21 protein-coding genes are annotated in these 19,612 nt (G+C 60.3%); 16 read left to right on the plus strand and 5 right to left on the minus strand.

The features are described 5' to 3' along the window. Positions 1-33: 33 nt before the first annotated feature. Together dapA and smpB are read left to right on the plus strand one after the other, a co-directional pair. Positions 34-918, plus strand: a complete 885-nt coding sequence (dapA, locus tag NE851_RS17255; protein WP_028758248.1) for a 4-hydroxy-tetrahydrodipicolinate synthase — start codon at positions 34-36, stop codon at positions 916-918. Positions 919-1,034: 116 nt separating this feature from the next. Further along, positions 1,035-1,514: an SsrA-binding protein SmpB gene (smpB, locus tag NE851_RS17260; RefSeq protein WP_012557117.1), complete on the plus strand. Its 480-nt coding sequence runs from the start codon at positions 1,035-1,037 to the stop codon at positions 1,512-1,514. Between the two features lie 108 nt (positions 1,515-1,622). Here the strand turns inward: smpB and NE851_RS17265 are convergent, their stop codons facing one another. Then, entirely contained in the window at positions 1,623-2,204 is a 582-nt protein-coding gene (locus tag NE851_RS17265) for a LabA-like NYN domain-containing protein (protein ID WP_028758247.1), read from the minus strand. 297 nt (positions 2,205-2,501) lie between these two features. Between NE851_RS17265 and rpoZ the strand changes: the two genes are divergently transcribed. The 12 genes from rpoZ (at position 2,502) to NE851_RS17325 (ending at position 13,063) form a co-directional block, all read left to right on the plus strand. After that, the gene (rpoZ, locus tag NE851_RS17270) at positions 2,502-2,906 is read left to right on the plus strand and encodes a DNA-directed RNA polymerase subunit omega (protein WP_003574261.1); all 405 of its coding nucleotides are present in this window, start codon (positions 2,502-2,504) and stop codon (positions 2,904-2,906) included. A gap of 181 nt (positions 2,907-3,087) precedes the next feature. Continuing rightward, positions 3,088-5,322, plus strand: coding sequence for a RelA/SpoT family protein (locus tag NE851_RS17275; RefSeq protein WP_047616251.1), 2,235 nt, complete (start codon positions 3,088-3,090; stop codon positions 5,320-5,322). 194 nt (positions 5,323-5,516) lie between these two features. After that, positions 5,517-5,666 (plus strand): DUF3563 family protein, encoded by a 150-nt coding sequence (locus NE851_RS17280; protein ID WP_080759973.1) that lies wholly within the window; start codon positions 5,517-5,519, stop codon positions 5,664-5,666. 157 nt (positions 5,667-5,823) lie between these two features. After that, entirely contained in the window at positions 5,824-6,414 is a 591-nt protein-coding gene (locus NE851_RS17285) for a DUF2062 domain-containing protein (RefSeq protein ID WP_028759157.1), read from the plus strand. Positions 6,415-6,452: 38 nt separating this feature from the next. Continuing rightward, entirely contained in the window at positions 6,453-6,857 is a 405-nt protein-coding gene (gene acpS / locus NE851_RS17290) for a holo-ACP synthase (RefSeq protein WP_063474237.1), read from the plus strand. Between the two features lie 149 nt (positions 6,858-7,006). Next, entirely contained in the window at positions 7,007-7,750 is a 744-nt protein-coding gene (lepB, locus tag NE851_RS17295) for a signal peptidase I (protein WP_028759159.1), read from the plus strand. Further along, positions 7,747-8,466, plus strand: a complete 720-nt coding sequence (rnc, locus tag NE851_RS17300; RefSeq protein WP_047616253.1) for a ribonuclease III — start codon at positions 7,747-7,749, stop codon at positions 8,464-8,466. Before lepB ends, rnc begins: the two co-directional genes overlap by 4 nt. A gap of 7 nt (positions 8,467-8,473) precedes the next feature. Beyond that, positions 8,474-9,415 carry a GTPase Era gene (gene era, locus NE851_RS17305; RefSeq protein ID WP_047616255.1) on the plus strand — a complete coding sequence of 314 codons (942 nt, stop codon included), beginning with the start codon at positions 8,474-8,476 and terminating at the stop codon, positions 9,413-9,415. Positions 9,416-9,566: 151 nt separating this feature from the next. Further along, on the plus strand, positions 9,567-10,319 hold the full coding sequence (locus NE851_RS17310) for a Crp/Fnr family transcriptional regulator (protein WP_047616257.1): 753 nt from the start codon (positions 9,567-9,569) through the stop codon (positions 10,317-10,319). A gap of 324 nt (positions 10,320-10,643) precedes the next feature. Beyond that, the gene (locus NE851_RS17315; RefSeq protein WP_047616259.1) at positions 10,644-11,129 is read left to right on the plus strand and encodes a response regulator; all 486 of its coding nucleotides are present in this window, start codon (positions 10,644-10,646) and stop codon (positions 11,127-11,129) included. Positions 11,130-11,195: 66 nt separating this feature from the next. Beyond that, a complete protein-coding gene (recO, locus tag NE851_RS17320) occupies positions 11,196-11,966 on the plus strand; it encodes a DNA repair protein RecO (protein ID WP_047616261.1) in 771 nt (256 codons plus the stop codon). A 101-nt stretch (positions 11,967-12,067) separates the two neighbouring features. After that, positions 12,068-13,063 carry an aldo/keto reductase gene (locus NE851_RS17325; RefSeq protein WP_097623087.1) on the plus strand — a complete coding sequence of 332 codons (996 nt, stop codon included), beginning with the start codon at positions 12,068-12,070 and terminating at the stop codon, positions 13,061-13,063. Between the two features lie 276 nt (positions 13,064-13,339). On the opposite strand, the gene NE851_RS17330 is transcribed toward NE851_RS17325, so the two are convergent. The 3 genes from NE851_RS17330 to NE851_RS17340 form a co-directional block, all read right to left on the minus strand. Continuing rightward, complete coding sequence (locus NE851_RS17330) at positions 13,340-14,197, minus strand: MOSC domain-containing protein (protein WP_048338678.1); 858 nt, start codon at positions 14,195-14,197, stop codon at positions 13,340-13,342. Between the two features lie 246 nt (positions 14,198-14,443). After that, complete coding sequence (locus NE851_RS17335) at positions 14,444-15,103, minus strand: HD domain-containing protein (RefSeq protein WP_179877559.1); 660 nt, start codon at positions 15,101-15,103, stop codon at positions 14,444-14,446. A 179-nt stretch (positions 15,104-15,282) separates the two neighbouring features. Further along, positions 15,283-17,187, minus strand: a complete 1,905-nt coding sequence (locus NE851_RS17340) for a putative bifunctional diguanylate cyclase/phosphodiesterase (protein WP_047616267.1) — start codon at positions 17,185-17,187, stop codon at positions 15,283-15,285. A gap of 409 nt (positions 17,188-17,596) precedes the next feature. Between NE851_RS17340 and NE851_RS17345 the strand changes: the two genes are divergently transcribed. Together NE851_RS17345 and NE851_RS17350 are read left to right on the plus strand one after the other, a co-directional pair. Further along, positions 17,597-17,950: a hypothetical protein gene (locus NE851_RS17345; protein ID WP_174824458.1), complete on the plus strand. Its 354-nt coding sequence runs from the start codon at positions 17,597-17,599 to the stop codon at positions 17,948-17,950. Between the two features lie 142 nt (positions 17,951-18,092). Beyond that, on the plus strand, positions 18,093-18,608 hold the full coding sequence (locus NE851_RS17350) for a superoxide dismutase family protein (protein ID WP_048338677.1): 516 nt from the start codon (positions 18,093-18,095) through the stop codon (positions 18,606-18,608). 110 nt (positions 18,609-18,718) lie between these two features. Here NE851_RS17350 and NE851_RS17355 read toward each other — a convergent pair whose 3' ends face one another. Next, positions 18,719-19,609 carry a mechanosensitive ion channel family protein gene (locus tag NE851_RS17355; protein ID WP_063474243.1) on the minus strand — a complete coding sequence of 297 codons (891 nt, stop codon included), beginning with the start codon at positions 19,607-19,609 and terminating at the stop codon, positions 18,719-18,721. Positions 19,610-19,612: the final 3 nt, after the last annotated feature.

Genomic DNA, 19,612 nt, shown 5'->3' on the forward strand with positions numbered 1-19,612 from the left:
CCGAAGCAAGGATTTGGTCGTGAGGAGCTTTGCATGTTCAATGGGTCCATTCCCGCCCTCGTCACCCCCTTCACCGACGCCGGACTGATCGACGAAGATAGTTTCGCCGCTCATGTCGACTGGCAGATCAAGGAAGGCAGCGCCGGTCTCGTTCCGGTCGGCACGACGGGCGAATCCCCGACGCTGTCGCATGCCGAACACAAGCGGGTCGTGGAACTTTGCATCGAGGTTGCCGCAAAACGCGTCCCCGTCATGGCCGGCGCCGGCTCGAACAATACGCGTGAGGCGATCGAGCTTGCCCAGCATGCCGAAAAGGTCGGTGCGAACGCCGTTCTGGTCGTCACTCCCTATTACAACAAGCCGACGCAGAAGGGTTTGATCGCGCATTTTTCGGCGATCGCCGAGGCCGTCGATCTGCCGATCTATATCTATAACATCCCCGGCCGCTCGGTGGTCGACATGACGCCGGAAACGATGGGGGCGCTCGCCAAGGCGCACAGCAATATCGTCGGCGTCAAGGATGCAACGGGTAAGATCGAGCGCGTCTCCGAACAGCGCATCACCTGCGGCACGGATTTCCGGCAGCTGTCCGGCGAGGATGCGACGGCGCTCGGCTTCAACGCCCATGGCGGTGTCGGCTGTATTTCGGTAACGGCCAATGTCGCCCCGCGGCTCTGCGCCGAGTTCCAGGCGGCGACGCTCGCAGGCGATTATGCCCGCGCCCTGGAATATCAGGATCGGCTGATGCCGCTGCACAAGGCGATCTTCCTCGAGCCGGGTCTTTGCGGCGCCAAATACGGGCTCTCCAGGCTTGGCCGCATGAGCCGCAACGTCCGCTCGCCGCTGCTTTCGACGCTGGAGCCGGCCACGGAAACGGCAATCGACGCCGCGCTGCGCCATGCCGGCCTGCTGAACTGAAAAGACCGGCCATCTTCACAAGGCCGGGTCGCTCCCTTACATAAAGGGCAAGCCCTCACATAGAGGTCGGGAATGAGGGCGCGGCTTTTCGCGCTCTAAATGAATGGAATGTCGTCATGGCCCCCAAAGGCAGCCAGCGCGTGGTGAACAAGGTCGTGGCCGAAAACCGCAAGGCCCGCTTCAACTACGAGATCATCGATACCTACGAGGCCGGCCTCGTGCTGATGGGCACGGAGGTCAAGTCGCTGCGCGAGGGCAAGGCCAATATCGCCGAATCCTATGCCTCGGATGAGGGGGGCGAGATCTGGCTGATCAATTCCTATCTGCCGGAATATCTGCAGGCCAACCGCTTCAATCACGAACCGCGCCGGCGCCGCAAGCTGCTGCTGTCGGGCCGTGAAATTCATCGCCTGCGTTCTGCCGTCAACCGTGAAGGCATGACGCTGATCCCGCTGAAGATCTATTTCAACGATCGCGGTCGGGCGAAGATGGAACTGGCGCTCGCCAAGGGTAAAAAATTGCATGACAAGCGCGAGTCGGAGAAAGAACGCGATTGGAACCGGCAGAAGAGCCGCCTGTTGAAGGACAATGGCTGATCTAAGATCGGCCGCTGTCGTTCAGCGCGCATGCCAAAGCATGGCGATGCGGGAACGCGGCTGCCGTACCGCGGAGCTTCGCAGCTCCGCTTCGAGATGGTGGAGAGATCACTCCTCGAAATCGCTGGCCGGGACGACTTCGACCGGACGTGGCGCCCGCTCGGAAGGATCACGACCGATTTCAGCCTTCAAAGACAAGAGATCGATGAAATGATCGGCCTGCCGACGCAGGTCGTCGGCGATCATCGGCGGCTGCGTCGCCATGGTTGAGATCACCGAGACCTTGCGGCCTCTGCGCTGCAGCGCCTCGACCAGATTGGTGAAATCGCCGTCGCCGGAGAAGATGACAAGATGATCGACCGTCTCGGACTGTTCCATGGCGTCGATCGCAAGCTCGATGTCCATGTTGCCCTTGATCTTCCGGCGACCCATGGAATCTGTGAATTCCTTGGCGGGCTTGGTGACGACTTTGTAGCCGTTGTAGTCGAGCCAGTCGATCAGCGGCCGGATCGATGAATATTCCTGATCCTCGATCAGAGCGGTATAATAATAAGCGCGCAGCAGATAACCGCGTTTCTGGAATGCTTTCAACAGCTTGCGGTAATCTATGTCGAAGCCGAGGCTCTTGGATGCAGCGTAGAGGTTGGCGCCGTCAATGAAGAGTGCAATTTTTTCGCGTGGGTCAAACATCGCTTACCAATCCAATGAGAGCAATCGAAATCCGCAGGTGACAAACTTCAATAAAAACAATATCTTGCGTTTCTATTTCGCTTTGATCCTTACTTTATGAATTATTCATATATGAAAGATTTAGGGCACGATTCGGCATATTCCAAGCAACCTTCGGTGGAATTATGACATTCTCCATGGAAATTTAGCTCAGTCGCGGATAAAGACGAGGGGCGCCGGAATGAAAAACTTGTATTTGCCCGGTTTTAATTGTATCGGGCGTGCTAATCCCGAAATGACGACCGCAAAGGACAGGCAATGGCCCGTGTCACAGTTGAAGATTGCATCGACAAGGTGGAGAACCGCTTCGAGCTGGTTCTGCTCGCCAGCCACCGCGCCCGGCTGATTTCCCAGGGTGCCTCGATCACCATCGATCGCGACAATGACAAGAATCCTGTCGTGGCCCTGCGCGAAATCGCCGACGAGACGCTTTCGCCCGATGACCTCAAGGAAGATCTGATCCATTCGCTGCAGAAGCATGTCGAAGTCGACGAGCCCGAGCCCGATCCGGCAAGCATGATCGCCGCCGGCGGCGTCGCCGCAGCCGACAGCGAGGAGCAGGACGACCTGCCGGAGACGATCACTTTCGACCAGATGTCGGAAGAAGAGCTGCTTGCCGGCATCGAAGGCCTGGTGCCGCCGGAAAAGAGCGACGACTACTAAGCGCATAGGCCGGATCCCGGTCACATCGGTCAGATGTGATACCGAAACAGCTTCATGCGATGCAAAAGAGCGATGATTACCAATCGTCAATCTTGCGCCTTTATTGCTTAGGCATATTATTGCCCATGTGTGCGCCAATCGTTGATTGGCGCGCTTTTATTTTTATCGGAGTGGCTTTGGAATGATGCGGCAGTACGAGCTCGTGGAGCGGGTTCAGCAATACAAGCCCGATGCCAATGAAGCACTGCTGAACAAAGCCTATGTCTACGCCATGCAGAAGCATGGCCAGCAAAAGCGCGCGAGCGGCGATCCCTATATTTCTCATCCGCTCGAAGTCGCCGCCATCCTCACCGACATGCACCTCGATGAATCGACGATCGCGGTTGCCCTTCTGCACGACACGATCGAGGATACGACGGCGACGCGCGCCGAGATCGACGAACTGTTCGGCGAGGATATCGGCCGCCTGGTCGAGGGGCTGACGAAGATCAAGAAGCTCGATCTCGTCACCAAGAAGGCCAAGCAGGCGGAAAACCTGCGCAAGCTGCTGCTCGCCATATCCGATGATGTGCGCGTGCTGCTCGTCAAGCTTGCCGATCGCCTGCATAATATGCGCACCCTCGATCACATGTCGGCCGACAAGCGCGCCCGCATCTCCGAGGAGACGATGGAAATCTATGCGCCGCTGGCCGGCCGCATGGGCATGCAGGACATGCGTGAGGAACTCGAGGAGCTCTCCTTCCGGCATATGAACCCGGAAGCCTACGAGACCGTCACCAAAAGGCTGGAAGAGCTTTCGAAGCGCAACGAGGGCATCGTCAAGAAGATCGAGGCCGAACTGCGCGACCTGCTGGTCGCAAGCGGGTTGACGAGCGCCTATGTCAAGGGCCGACAGAAGAAGCCCTATTCGGTCTTTCGCAAGATGCAGTCGAAGTCTCTTTCCTTCGAGCAGCTTTCCGATGTCTACGGCTTCCGCCTGATCGTCGAGGACATCCCGTCCTGCTATCGGGCGCTCGGCATCGTCCACACGCGCTGGCGCGTCGTGCCCGGCCGCTTCAAGGACTATATTTCGACGCCAAAGCAGAATGATTACCGGTCGCTGCACACCACCATCGTCGGTCCGTCCAGCCAGCGCATCGAACTGCAGATCCGCACCAAGCGCATGCACGAAATCGCCGAATTCGGCATCGCCGCCCACGCGCTTTACAAGGACGGCGCCACCAATGCCGACGGCGACATCCTTTCGCGCGAATCCAACGCCTATTCCTGGCTGCGCCATACGATCGAGGCGCTCGCCGAGGGCGACAGCCCGGAAGAATTCCTCGAACACACCAAGCTTGAGCTCTTCCAGGACCAGGTCTTCTGCTTCACGCCGAAGGGCAAGCTGATTGCCCTGCCGCGTGGCGCCACCCCGATCGATTTCGCCTATGCGGTGCACACCAATATCGGCGACACCACGGTGGGCGCCAAGATCAACGGCCGTATCATGCCGCTGGTGACGCGGCTTGCCAATGGCGACGAGGTCGAGATCATCCGCTCCGGCGTGCAGGTTCCGCCCGCCGCCTGGGAAGAGATCGTCGTGACCGGCAAGGCGCGCGCCGCCATCCGCCGCGCCACCCGCATGGCGATCCGCAAGCAATATGCCGGCCTCGGTCACCGCATTCTCGAGCGTACCTTCGACAGGGCCGGCAAGATCTTCTCGCGCGAGGCGATGAAGCCGGCGCTACACCGTCTCGGCCAGAAGGATGTCGAGGATGCGATTGCCGCCGTCGGCCGTGGCGAGATGTCCTCGCTCGATGTGCTGCGCGCCGTCTATCCCGATCATCAGGACGAGCGCGTCACCGTGAAACCATCAGGCGACGACGGCTGGTTCAACGTGCGCAGTGCGGCCGGCATGATCTTCAAGATCCCCGGCAAGACCAAGGCCGGGCCCGACGGCGGCCATTCGGAAGTCGACACGCATGCCGATATCGGTCCGATCCGCGGTCTGTCCGGCAATGTCGACGTCAAGTTCGCGCCGACTGGTGCTGTGCCTGGCGATCGCATCGTCGGCATCATGGACCAGGGCAACGGCATCACCATCTATCCGATCCAGTCGCCGAGCCTGCAGCGCTTCGACGATCAGCCCGACCGCTGGATCGACGTCCGCTGGGATCTCGACGAAGCCAACAAGTCGCGTTTCATGGCGCGCATCATGGTCAATGGGTTGAATGAGCCCGGCACGCTCGCCAAGGTCGCCCAGACGGTCGCAGGCCTCGACGTCAATATTCGCCTTCTGAACACGGTGCGGGTGGCGGCCGATTTCACCGAAATGATGCTCGAGGTCGAGGTCTGGGACTTGCGCCAGCTCAATCAGCTGCTCGCCCAGATGAAGGAACTGGATTGCATCGCCACCGTTCGGCGGCTTTACGAGTAAGCTTTTGTTAAGCCTGTCAGTGGGCTGGGCGAGAGATTGCATATTTTATGATCGTTTTGTGCGCAATGTGGAGCACCAAAAAGGCAAGCAATGCATTAGGCGCATGGCTGTCTCCATGTTGCGGCTGTAGTAATTAACCTGCGCCGGGCCTATCTTCTGATCATCGAAACGCAAACAGAAGATGAGACAAGATAATGTTTGACCCTATCAGGAAAATCGCTCGTGCCTTCCGCGCTCAGACCACGCAGGAACGTGAAATGGCATATCTCAATGGCTCGCTCGATCGTATCGATCTCGAGTTTCGTCAGCGCCAGGTCGACCGCGGTCTATTCCGCAATCGCTAATACTGAGCTTTATACTTGAGGCGAGTGAGGGACGTTTTGCATAACGGACGCCCCTCGGCTGAAGAAGTTCCTCTCCGCTGAGAGAGCTGAGCTGTTTTTCGGGCGGTATCATTTGCCGCTCTTGTCATGGTCATGTGCGCTGCACTAAATACCGGCCATGTTGTTTCGCCGTCGCAAGCCTGCGGGATTCAAGGAAAAGATGCGAGAGCTTTTATGGCCCCGCAAAGGTTTCCTTCGCCCGATCCGTTACCTGACAATGCGCATCCTGCGCCTGAGCGCCTCGCCGCACGCGGTTGCGGCTGGCGTCGCCGCGGGTGTCTTCGTCTCGTGGACGCCGTTCATCGGCGTGCATTTCGTCATGGCCTTCGTCATCACCTATTTCCTCTCCGGCAGCATGGTGGCCGCCGCCCTCGGCTGCGCGGCCTTCGGCAATCCGCTGACCTATCCCTTCATCTGGGGCATCACCTGGGAGATCGGACATCTGCTGCTCAGCCGCGAGGATCATCTGGCCGGTCAGACGGTGGATCTGGCCGCGCTTTTCCATAAGCTGAATTTCACCGAGCTGTGGAAGCCGGTGCTGGAACCGATGCTGGTAGGCGCCATTCCGCCGGCGATCGTCACCTCCGTTGCGCTCTATGCGCTGACGTTCTACACCGTGAAGGGTTTTCAGACGCGCCGCCACATACGGCTGATCGAGCGGGCGCGCCTGCGCCTTGCCAGCCCGGCCGGCGACATGCCGAGCGTTTGAACCCGATCGAGAATTCTCAAGCGACGGAAGGTTCCGGCATGATCATCGGCATTGGCAGCGATCTGATCGACATTCGCCGCATCGAGAAATCCATCGAGCGCTTCGGCGAGCGCTTCACCCAACGCTGCTTCACCGAGGTCGAACGCGCGCGTTCCGACCGTCGGGCAAATCGCGCCGAATCCTATGCCAAGCGTTTCGCCGCCAAGGAGGCCTGTTCCAAAGCACTCGGCACCGGTATCGCCCAGGGCGTTTTCTGGAAGGACATGGGCGTCGTCAACCTGCCGAGCGGCAAACCGACCATGGTTTTGTCAGGCGCCGCCGCCCTGATCCTCGAATCGCTGCTGCCCGCAGGCCACAAGCCCGCCATTCATTTGACAATAACCGATGATTATCCCTTGGCGCAGGCCTTCGTCATTATCGAGGCGTTGCCGGAGAACCTTTGATCCGGAGTGTTATCGCGACCCCCGTAAGCCTGTAGTCGCGACCTCTCGTCGCTTTTGACGTTGTCGCCATTGCCGCAATCGGCCGAAGCCGCTAGAGAGAACGACAGAAAGAATTGCGCCTCCGCGGCGTCTTGAAGGAATAAGACTGCGTGTCCGAAAAAGTCGAAGCCAAGCCGAACGCCCTCTGGGAAAATATCAAAGTCATCATCCAGGCGCTGATTTTGGCGATGGTGATCCGAACGGTGCTGTTCCAGCCCTTTACCATTCCGTCCGGTTCGATGATGCCGACGCTGCTCGTCGGCGATTATATCTTCGTCAACAAGTTCGCCTACGGCTATTCGAAATATTCGCTGCCCTTCTCCCCCGACATCTTCAGCGGCCGCCTGTTCGGCGCCGATCCGAAGCGTGGCGACATCGTCGTCTTCCGCTTCCCGCCAAACCCCGAGGTTGATTACATCAAGCGCTGCATCGGCCTGCCGGGCGATCACATCCAGGTGACCGACGGCGTGCTCTACGTCAACGGTAAGCCGGTTCCGAAGGTGGCGGACGGGACCTTCACGTCGGATTACAAGCTCGATCCGGGCGCCGATGTGCCGGTGTTCCGCGAAACGCTCGACAGCGGCAAGACCTACGACACGCTCGATCAGTCTCCGGTGTCGCGGGGTGACAACACCCGTGAATTCATCGTGCCGGAAGGCCATTATTTCATGATGGGCGACAACCGCGACAACTCGCTCGACAGCCGGTTCGACGTCGGCTTCGTGCCTGCCGAAAATCTTGTCGGCCGTGCCAGCGTCATCTTCTTCTCGCTCGGCAACGACACCTCCTTCCGAGAAATCTGGAAGTGGCCGACGAACATGCGTTGGGACCGCCTCTTCAAGGTTGTTGAATGAGCAAGGCGCAGACGCTTTCTGCGGCGGACCGTGCAAAGCTTGAAGGCCTGATCGGTCACGACTTCGCCGAAAAGGAACGCCTCGATCGGGCGCTGACTCATGCCAGCGCCCGCACGGAAAAGGGCGGCAATTACGAACGGCTGGAATTCCTCGGCGACAGGGTCCTCGGGCTCTGCATCGCCGAGCTTCTGTTCCGCACCTTCGGCACGGCAGGCGAAGGCGAGCTCTCGGTTCGCCTCAACCAGCTCGTCAGCGCCGAAACCTGCGCAGCGGTCGCCGACGAACTCAATCTTCACCTCTATATTCGCACCGGCGCCGATGTGAAGAAATTGACCGGCAAGCGCATGATGAACGTGCGCGCCGATGTCGTTGAAAGCCTGATCGCCGCGATCTATCTCGACGGCGGCCTTGAGGTCGCCCGTCGGTTCATACTGCGCTATTGGCAGGGCAGGGCGGCGCGGGCCGATGGCGCCAAGCGCGACGCCAAGACCGAGCTGCAGGAATGGTCGCACGCGAAATTCGGCGTCACTCCGATCTACCGGGTTGATGAACGCAGCGGACCGGATCATGATCCGCGTTTCAAGGTGACGGTGGAAGTTGCTGGCATTAAGCCCGAAACCGGCGTAGAGCGGTCGAAGCGTGCCGCCGAACAGGTTGCGGCGACGAAGATGCTTGAGCGCGAAGGCATTTGGCAGCAATCGCCTGCCGGAAACTGACGGGACAATGACACAAGAAGAAGATATCGCGGCCGAAGCTGCCGCAGAAACCAGTGGTCCGACGCATTCGGGCTTCGTCGCGCTGATCGGGCCGACCAATGCCGGCAAGTCGACGTTGGTAAACCGCCTCGTCGGCGCCAAGGTCTCGATCGTCAGCCATAAGGTGCAGACGACGCGGGCGATCGTGCGCGGCATCGCCATCCACGACAATGCCCAGATCGTCTTCATGGACACGCCTGGTATCTTCAAGCCGCGTCGCCGGCTTGACCGTGCCATGGTGACCTCGGCCTGGGGCGGTGCCAAGGATGCCGATCTGATCGTGCTCTTGATCGACAGCGAGCGCGGTCTGCGCGGCGATGCCGAAGCCATCCTCGAAGGCCTCAAGGAGGTCCGGCAGCCGAAGATCCTGTTGCTCAACAAGATCGACCGCGTCAATCGCGAGGATCTGCTGGCGCTGGCCGCTGCCGCCAACGAGAAGATCGCCTTCGAGCGCACCTTCATGATATCGGCCGAAAACGGCTCCGGTTGCGACGACGTCATGGACTATCTGGCGAAGACCCTCCCGGAGGGGCCGTGGTACTATCCGGAAGACCAGATCTCCGATTTGCCGATGCGTCAGCTCGCCGCCGAGATCACCCGCGAAAAACTGTTTCTGCGCCTCCATCAGGAGCTTCCCTATGCCTCGCACGTCGAAACGGAGAAGTGGGAAGAGCGCAAGGACGGCTCGGTGCGGATCGAGCAGGTGATCTATCTCGAGCGCGACAGCCAGAAGAAGATCGCCCTCGGCAAGGGTGGTGAAACCATCAAGGCGATCTCGACTGCCTCCCGCAAGGAACTGTCGGAAATCCTCGAACAGCCGGTCCATCTCTTCCTGTTCGTCAAGGTTCGTGAGAATTGGGGCGATGATCCCGAGCGGTTCCGCGAAATGGGCCTCGATTTCCCGAAATAAAGCATGGCAAAGATTTCATGGGGCACGCGCCAGCCCTTTGTTTTCGCATAAAAAATCTGCCTCGCTCGTGGAACAAATCCGTGGCCTGCGCATTCTTTGATGAGCGGCGCGCCAACGTTGGCGCGCCGGTTTTGCGACGGCAAGGGCAAATATGGCGACGTCGAGACCCATCCATTCTTTCAAGACCCCTTGCGAGCAATGTCCTTTGCGCCCCTTGCCGCATTTCAGGGAGTTCAGCCGCGACGAGCTGGAATTCGTCTCGCGTTTCAAGAGGGGCGAGCTTGCCGTCGATGCCGGCTCCACCATCCTCGTTGAGGGCGCACACAGCGCTCATCTCTTCACGGTGCTTTCCGGCTGGGGCTTCCGCTACAAGATGCTGGAGGACGGGCGCCGCCAGATTCTGAATTATATCATGCCGGGCGACCTGATCGGCCTGCAGGGAACGATCGCCGGCGAGATGCAGCACTCCGTCGAAGCGCTTTCGCCCGTTTCCCTGTGTGTCTTCGAGCGTGACCGGTTGATGACGCTCTACAACAAACATGCCTCGCTCGCCTTCGACATCACCTGGATCGCCGCGCGCGAGGAACGCATCCTGGATGAGCATCTCCTGAGCATCGGCCGCCGCACGGCGCTGGAAAGAGCCGCCTACCTGATCGCTTTCCTGTTCGAGCGCGGCCGGAAGCTCAATATCTTCAACGGCCGCAAATTCATCCCCATCACCCAGCAGCACATTGCCGACACGCTTGGTCTTTCCATCGTCCACACCAACAAGACTCTGAAAAAGCTCGCCGAACGTGGGTTGATTCGCTGGCAGGAGCGCGGCTGCGAGGTGCTGAACGGCGAAGAGTTGATGGCGATCGCCGGTTGGGAAGGGCTCGGAGAGGGCAAACGCCCGTTCATCTAAATTCCATTCTCAGCGTCCCGGACATGCTCTATCGCTTTGTTTCGGCGTTATTGCGCTCGATTTCGATCGCTTGCTACCATCCACATTTGATGGGCAAACTCTCGCATTTCTGTGAGATCGGTCCGCCTGCGACGACAAAACTGCCGGTAGCCGTCTTGGCTTCGCGCAAATCACAGTCATCCGTCTGAGGACACGATTATTTGTCGACAGAGCCCTGGCCAACCAGCTTGGTTATGTCTTTTTTAAATGCAGATTAGCATCAGGGAAAATAAGGTCGGGCATCATCTTTCCTCCGATTTTGATTCTTATCGACCGGGCAGAAAAATGGTTTATTCAGACAAGGTGGCGGAATTCACCGATAGCGTGCCATGCGGGGCACCGGAGGGCAATGATGTTGGCGAAACGGCCTGGGCGCTGCGACAGGCGCCCGACGAGGGGCATCGAATCATGAGCGCAATCCGTGTTCTGGTTCTTGAGGACAGTCTGATCATCGCGATGGAGGCGGAGGATATTCTGCGCCTGGCCGGCGTCGAGAGCATCGATATCGTCGGCAGCGTCGAGCAGGCGAGGGCTGCCATCGCGGCGGAGACATATGATTTCGCCCTTCTCGACGTCAATCTCGGTGACGGCATGAGCTTCGGATTTGCCCGCCATCTTTTCGATATCGGCATCCCCTTCGGCTTCGTCAGTGGCTATTCCGATACGGGCGATTTCCCACCCGACCTGCAGCACATCCCGCTTTTGGTCAAGCCTTTCGACGAAACCGCGATGCGTGACTTCCTGCTGAGGCTTTTCCCGGCTGTCGCCTGACGCGGTCCATGACAGAAACCGGTCCTTGGATTAGGATGGATTCGTCATCCGCAAGGACTTCTTTCGATGCAGTGGCAAGACCATGCGATCATTCTGGGCGTCAAGCGCCACGGTGAGACGAGCGTCATCGCCGAGGTGATGACGCGTGATCGCGGCCGCCATCTCGGCCTGGTGCGTTCCGGCCGCTCGCGCGCCATGCAGCCTGTGCTGCAGGCGGGCAATGCCGTCGAAGTCACCTGGCGCGCTCGGCTTGACGAGCATCTCGGAGATTTCCGCGTCGAACCGGTGACGCTGCGCGCCGCCCGCCTGATGGAAACGGCGACCGCCGTCTACGGCGTCCAGGCCATGGGCGCGCTGCTGCGGCTGCTGCCGGAGCGTGACCCGCATCCGCATCTCTTCGATGCGCTTGAAGTAATCCTCGATCACCTGCACAACCCGGCCGATGCCGGCGAACTCTTCGTGCGTTTCGAGCTTGCGGTGCTGAATGATCTCGGCTTTGGACTCGATCTTGCCGAATGCGCCGCAACCGGCGCCCGTTCCGATCTCGTCTATGTCTCGCCGAAATCCGGGCGTGCCGTCAGCCGCACGGCCGGTGCCCCCTGGGCGGACAAGATGCTGCTCCTGCCGCCGTTCCTCAGTGCCGAAGGCAATCATGCGGCCGACTTCGATAGTCTCGCAGCAGCATTCCGGCTGACGGGGTTCTTTCTGCATCGCCACGTCTATGAGCCGCGTGGTATCGAGGCGGCGGCGGCCCGCGACGGTTTCGTTCAGGCCGCGCTCAAGGCGCTCAATCCAGCCTTGCGGACGCTTTCCCCTCCGAATGGTATTTCCGCCTGACCTCGTTTTTTACGGGTGCAAAACATCCTCCGGATTTGGCGGTTTACCTGCCGAAGAGCGCTTCCTATGTCTTCACAGGATTGCCAATCAAGGAGGACCTCATGCTGACCAAGACCGCATCACCGACGACGATCACGCTCTGGAACGGCCGCGAAATTCCGCGCCTCGGCATGGGATGCTGGGCGATCGGCGGTCCCTTCTTCGCCGGCGACACGCCACTCGGCTGGGGCGATGTCGACGACGATGAATCCGTCGAAGCGATCCATCGCGCCATCGAACTCGGCATCCGCTTCTTCGACACGGCGTCGAATTACGGCGCCGGCCACTCGGAGGACGTGCTCGGCCGGGCGATCGGCAATCGCGACGATATCGTCATCGCCACCAAATTCGGCTTTGCCACCGATCCGGAAACCAAGCAGGCAACCGGTGCCTTTGCCGATGAGGCCTTCATTCGCCGTTCGGTCGAGACCTCGTTGTGCCGCCTGAAGCGCGACCGCCTCGATCTGCTGCAGTTCCACATCAATGATTTTCCGCTGGAACAGTCGGATGCCGTCTTCGATACGCTGGAGGCGCTGCGGGCCGAAGGCAAGATCGATGCGTTCGGCTGGAGCACCGATTCTCCCGATCGCGCCGCCCGTCATGCCGGCCGCCGGGGCTATGTCTCGATCCAGCATACGATGAACGTCTTCGAGCCGGTGCCGGAGATGATTGCGGTGATCGAGGGGAAGGGGTTGATCTCCATCAATCGCGGCCCGCTGGCCATGGGTCTCCTCACTGGCAAGTTCACCGCCGACAAGGCGGTGGGCGCGAAGGATGTCCGCGGTGCCGCCCTCGACTGGATGGTCTATTTCAAGGACGGGCGCATCGCCCCCGAATTCGCCGCAAGGCTCGATGCCGTCCGTGATCTCCTGACCTCAGGTGGCCGCACGCTGACGCAGGGCGCGCTTGCCTGGCTTTGGGCACGCTCGCCGCGCACGCTCCCCATTCCGGGTTTCCGCACCGTCGCCCAGGTGGAGGAAAATGCCGGCGCACTGGAAAAGGGACCGCTGCCGGCCGATGTCATGGCGGGAATCGATGCCGCGCTTGATCGCGTCTGAAAAGGCTAGAGCCTTTCCGGGTTAGATTGCAGCATTCTGCCGGAGCAGGTTTTCGTCAGGGCAGAGGCGATTGGCGAAGGGCGTACCTCCTGGTACGTTCGAGCCGATCGCCTTTGATCCTGGCGGAAAGATGCCCGGCCCTTCGGGTTGGCTGAAACGGGCCGTCTGATCGACCGGCCGGCTTGGCCGTAGAGCTGGGCTACGACGCGCGCCGGCCGGTCGACCATCCGACTCCGTTTGAGCCAACAGAATGTTTCAATCTAACCCGGAAAGGCTCTAGGCTGCGGCGCGACGTTTGAGCGCCCAGCCTTCCGGTCTCTCTTCAACGATGCTGACGGCGTCGCCGACCGTAATCCTGCCGCTGCCGCGCGGCGTGACGTTCCAGCCGAACAGTGGGCCGGGCACGCGCCGGTCGGCCGACATGCGGATGCGGCCCATGGCCGGCATCGGGTTTGGCCCCTCGCGTGAACCGGTCAGCTGGTCTTGCGTCGTCATGATGCAGCGGGAGCAGGGTTTGACGAGATCGAAGCGGATGCCGGCGATCTCGATTGCCGCCCAGCGGTCCTCTGGCCAGGCCTCGTCCGTATCGATGACGATGTTCGGACGGAAGCGTTCCATGCCGACACTGCCTTCGCCATGGGCGGCGAGATCGGCATTCAATGCCTTCAACGAGCCGGTTGTCGTCACAAGGATCTGATAGCCGTCGGTGAAGGTGACGGGCGTGCCTTCGCCAGCCCATTCGGCATTCGCCGTTCGCCGCGCCTGGCCATCGAAGAAGACCAGCCGCACCTCGCGGCCGAGCCACTCGGAAAGCTGCCGGTTGCTCTCCGGATCGGCGACGGCGGCACTGACGGCAGATTTCCACACGGTCACATCCATGCGATTTTCAGGCTGAGGCGGCTGAACCGATATGTCAGGCTTTCCCTGCATCAGCAGCCGAAAGGCGTTCGCTTCCGGTCGCACCTCGATACGTGCGAGGTCTGGCAGCTCGCGCTGGGTGATGAAGTGCCCCTGCGCATCGGTGATCATCGCCCGTCGGTCGCCGGGAAGCCCGTAGGCGTCGATGTCGGCGGCCGGCAGCGCAATGCCGCGGGCGCTCTTGAGCGGGTAGATGAAGAGGTCGCTGACACGCATGTTGTGCTCCTGTAGAGATGCCCGGCCCACCGGCCGCACTGGTTCGCCATGCGAAGCAACAGGTGCGTCCGGCGATTTTAAAGTCTTGCAGATTTGCCAGGCAAATCTGCGGGAGGGTTGGCTGAAACGGGCCGTCTGATCGACCGGCCGGCTTGGCCGTAGAACTGGGCTACGACGCGCGCCGGCCGGTCGACCATCCGACTCCGTTTGAGCCAACAGAATGCTGCAATCTAACCCGGAAAGACTCTAGATTTCATCCATGAAGGCCGAGAGGAAGTCGCGCAAGCTCTTGTCGCGCGCGGCCGCCAGCCTGCGGCCGGTCTCGGTCTGGAACCCTTCTGCCAGTTTGAACAGCTTCGTCTGGAAATGGTCAATGGCATAACGCTTGTCATCGAGCGGACGGTCCGCTGCCACCGGATCGAACGGATCGTAGAGCCCGGATCCTAGTCGCCCGGCGATATAGAAGCAGCGTGCGGCGCCGATCATGCCGATCGCGTCCAGCCGGTCGGCATCTTGCAGGATCTTCGCCTCCAGCGTCTGCGGCGCCAACCCGGCCGAGAAGCTGTGCGCGGTGATTGCATGGGCCGCGGCGTCAATATCCGCTTCGCTCCAGCCGAGTTCCGCCAGGATTGCCGATGCCTTCTCCGCCGCCAAAGCCGATGCTTTTGCCCGCAACGGCGAATTCTTCTCGACGGCGACACAGTCGTGCAGCAGCACGGAAGCGGCAAGAACCCGCCCGTCGCCGCCTTCGCCCGCATGGATGCGCATGGCATTCCTGAACACGCGCAGGATATGCGCAAGGTCGTGCGAGCCGTCGTCGCCGTCGGTCGCATGGGCAATCAGCGCCGCCGCGAGCGTTTCGTATGGGGAGAAGGCTTCGGCCTCGAACATTGCGCCACCTGTCATAAGGAAAATCGTTTCCGCCAACAGGGCATCGGGCGGAAGTGATGCCGGCGGGTAAAGTATGCGACAACGAAGACACCGGGAATCGCAGCCGATTGTGTAGCGGCTTGCCGTGCGAGTCGCAATCGACGGCACTGCCCGTCTGAGAAGACGAGAGCGCCGTAAGGCCCTGAATTGGGATCTCAGTGCTTGGCTTGAGGGTGATGCGCCACGGCGCCGTTCTTTGGCGGCAGGGAGAGAAGATGAGCCACGTCACCTGCAGGTCTCGGCGGGCTGATATGATAGCCCTGGATCTCGTCGCATTCCTCGCGTTCGAGCAGTGCCAACTGCGCTGCGGTCTCGACACCTTCGACCGTGACGCGCATACCGAGCGCATCGCCGAGCAGGATGATCGCGTGCATGATCGCATGCGCTTCCTTGTTGTCGACGATGTCGTTGACGAAGGATTTGTCGATCTTGATCTTATCGAAGGGGAAGCTCGAGAGGTAACTCAGTGAGGAATAGCCGGTGCCGAAATCGTCCATCGAGATGCGGATGCCGCGCTCCTTCAGCGCATGCAGGATCGGCAGCACCTCGCCCAGATTTTCCATCAGCACGCTCTCGGTGATTTCGAGCTCTAGCCGCGACGGCGACAGCGATGCAGCGCCAAGCGCCTCGCTGACATCCTGCGTCAGGTCGCTGCTGCTGAACTGGATCGCCGAGACATTGACGGCGACCTTGATGCCCTCCGGCCATTGCGCCGCATCGCTGCAGGCCTGGCGCAAAACCCATCGGCCGATATCGACGACGAGGCCGACCTCTTCGGCAAGCGGAATGAAATCCATCGGCGGAACGCGGCCTCGGACGGGGTGGTTCCAGCGGATCAGAGCTTCGAAGCCGCAGACGCGCCGCTGCGAGAGATCATAGAGTGGCTGGTAGTGCAGCTCGAATTCCTCGTTCTCAACGGCGGCTTTGAGGTCTGCCTCAAGCGCGTGGCGCAGCTGCATCTGCGCTTCCATCTCGCCGGTAAAGAAGCGCTCGCGCTTGCGCCCATCTGCCTTGGCATGTGACAGCGCCACGCCGGCGTTCCTCAACAGGATGTCGGTTTCCTCGCCATCATCAGGGGCGACTGCGATGCCCATGGAGACGCTGAGTTCCACCTGTTTTTCGCCGTGGAAGAACGGTGCGGAAAGCTCTTGGCGGATCTGCTCTGCAAGCGCCGTCACGTTCCACGGCTGCTGCTTGCCCGTCTGCAGGATGGCAAATTCGTCCGAACCGAGGCGCGCCAGGGTGTTCTCCGAACCGGCCGAGATTCGGATACGCGCGGCGACCTGCTGCAGGATCGTGTCGCCGGCCGAAACGCCCATCGTGTTGTTGATCGATTTGAACCCGTCGAGATTGAGGTGGACGAGGGCTATCTGCTCATCCGGCTTGCGCTCGGTGAGCGTCGCATCGACCTGCTCGCGGAAATGGATGCGGTTCGGAAGGCCGGTCAGCGGGTCGTGGTGGGCGAGATAGGTGATGCGCTCGGCCGCCCTTCGATCCTCGGTAATATCGGCATGTATGGCGATGTTGCTGCCGTCGGCAAGAATGGTCACCATGCTCTGAATGATGCGGCCATCGTCCATTACCCATTCGCGCCGGCGGATGCTGCCGGTTCTTGCGGTTGCGGAGGAATGTCGCCCGCTCCGCCGGCCGGGCTTGGCCCCGGCGCTCTCTGTACCGCGCATTTTGGCCGTGAGATCGGCGATTGCCGCGCCGGCAGTGACATCTTCCTGCGTCAGGCCGAAGAGTTGACGGAAGCGGATGTTGGAAAGCGTCAGCCGCTGGTCGGCGTCGAAGACGCTGAGACCGAGCGGCAGATTGTTGAGAATGATTTCGAAGAGCTTTGTCTGTCCGTCGAATGCCTGGCTGAGGGCGGAAATATTGCCTCGCAGCGCATGGTTTTCCCTGAGCAGCGTCTCCGCGCTTCTTTCGATTTCGTCATAATCGCTTTCATGGACGCGATAGGTCGCGATCACAAGTTCCATCAGGCGCTGCGCATCGATCGATCCATCGGCGGCGACGGCCTGGCTACATTGCTGCCAGAAGAGCGCTTCAGCTTTCATGCCGATACATCTTGCGAGACGGCTGCGACGGCATGGTCGTCTTCATTGATGAACGTACCTCATTGCGTTGGGAAACCTCTAAAATTGATTTTTTATAAGCTGAACGCCTGGGTGGTGCCTTGTAACGCCCATTTTGTACGGGCCGGATTAATATTCGGTTGCAGTGCAGCAGCGGCGTTGACGCGATAGACGTTTGTTTTTTATGTGAAAAATCGCTGAAATACGGAGAAAATCGGCCCGTTGACACTGGCGAAAGCCTGTGCCGAGGCGTTCCGTTAACGTTTGTCAATCATCGTTAATGAGAAGTTAACAACTTATTGACGCACTGCGCAAATCAGTTTAACCACCGAGTCAACAGTGATTTTCCACCTTCGTATTGCGTACAGACACCACCGGCAAAAGGCGGTGAATGGAGGTTTGTATGACCAGCACCACATCCGTTTCAGACACCTCATATGCATATCTGGCGACGCTTTCGCGGCTCGATGCCAATGGCGATGGCGTACTCAGCCGCGGCGAACGTGCCGCCGACAAGAAGCCCGGCATCATCAAGGAGCTCCTCGAAGAGGACAAGGCCAGCGAGACGCAGCCGAAGTTTTCCGGCAGCCTGATTGCGCTGATGATGGACACGCGTGACAGTGGCACGGCAAGCAGCATCGCCGTTTCCTATCCGTTGCAGCAGACCGCGCCGACAACGGGCGATCAGCCCGAGGATCTCTACCGCAAGACCTACGGCCAGTTCGATTTCGACGCCGTCGCCTGAACGGCATCCCGATCCAGGTGATCTGCAAGCCGGCCGGTTGGCCGGCTTTTCTCGTCCCGTCTTCTTCGTTCGATCTTCCTCGGTCAGGAACACCTTCCGGTTTGACACGTTCAGGAGGACAACCGAATGGAAGGAGATCGTCATGAAAGCCATGCGCACCATCGCCGCCCTGAGCCTGCTTGCGGTTGCATTGCCGGCGGCGGCTCAGGACAAGCAGACGGCGGTCGCCAATTTCGTCGGCAAGGACGGCAAGGAAGACGGCCGCGCCCAGCTGACGGCCGCCGCCACTGGCGGTGTGCTGATCGAAGTCGAGATATCGGGACTGCCGGCGAACAAATGGGTGGCCTTCCATGTTCATGAGACCGGCCGCTGCGACGCCGCGACCCATCACGAGTCGGCAGGCGGCCACTTCAACCCTGGCAAGGCCGAGCATGGCATCCTTGCCGCCAAGGGGCCACACGCCGGTGATATGCCCAATCAATATGTCGGGCAGGATGGCGTGCTCCGGGCGCAGATCTTCGACAGCATGGTCACGCTCGACGGCAAGACCGACGGCATTCGCGGCCGCGCCTTGATGGTGCATGCCAATTCCGATGATTATCGCAGCCAGCCCTCGGGGGATGCCGGGGAAAGACTGTCCTGCGGCGTCATCCAATAACCCACGGGGCAACTCCTTGATCGGATCGATTCAAGAGCAAAGTTATGCAGAAATTCAAGATGTTACAGCGTTCTTTGCGCGTCTTGAACGACAAGGCGCGCTGTAAGCTTTCATTGCCGCGTCGCCGCCTGCTTTTCGGCCGCCGTCCTGCCGTTGGACTTCTTTGTCGGTGTTGCGTCTGAGGTATCCGACAGCGTGGCCGGACGACCCTTCTCGTCGAAGGCGAGTTTCACGCGCTTCACCATGTCACGGCTGAGCGACCACCAGTCGCCGGTCTTTGCCCAGTAGCGCAGCGTTACGAAGATCGCGCCGTCAGCGATGCTGTCGATAAAGACGCTGGGAGCCGGTGATGGCAGCACCCGCGAATCGGCTTTGGCGAGGCCCATCAGCGTCCCCATCGCCAGATCGATATCATCCTCATAGGCGACCTTGATCTTCACATCGTTCTGCCGCGTGGGCTCGCGGCTGAAATTGGTAATCGGCGTGTTCCAGAGCGTCGAATTCGGCGCCAATCGGTAGAGCCCGTCGCCGGTCCTGAGTTCGGTCGCAAACAATCCGATTTCGCGCACCGTGCCGGCCACGCTGCTGGTTTCGATATATTCCCCGACGCGAAACGGCCTGAGGATCAACAACATGATGCCCGCAGCGATATTCTGCAGCGTCCCTTGCAGCGCCAGTCCGATCGCGAGGCCGGCTGCGCCGAGTGCCGCGATGATCGAGGCGGTCTGGACGCCGAACTGGCCGAGGACGGTGATGAACACCAGGATGAGCAGCGCATAGCGCAGCACGTTGGTGAAGAATCGCGCCAACGTCTCGTCTATGCCACGGACACGCGACAGGCCTTCATAGGCCCAGCGGCTGGTAAAGCCGGCAAGCGCCCAGCCAAGAACAAGCAGGATCACCGCGCCGAGGACGGAGAAGGAATACTGCACCGCCAGCGCGCTTGCCTGGCTGAGTGCGGTTTGCGTGGCGAGGAGGACATCGGCTGCCTGTTGTTCCATGAT

The organism is Rhizobium anhuiense bv. trifolii, from assembly GCF_024346605.1.
GTDB classification, from domain to species: domain Bacteria; phylum Pseudomonadota; class Alphaproteobacteria; order Rhizobiales; family Rhizobiaceae; genus Rhizobium; species Rhizobium anhuiense.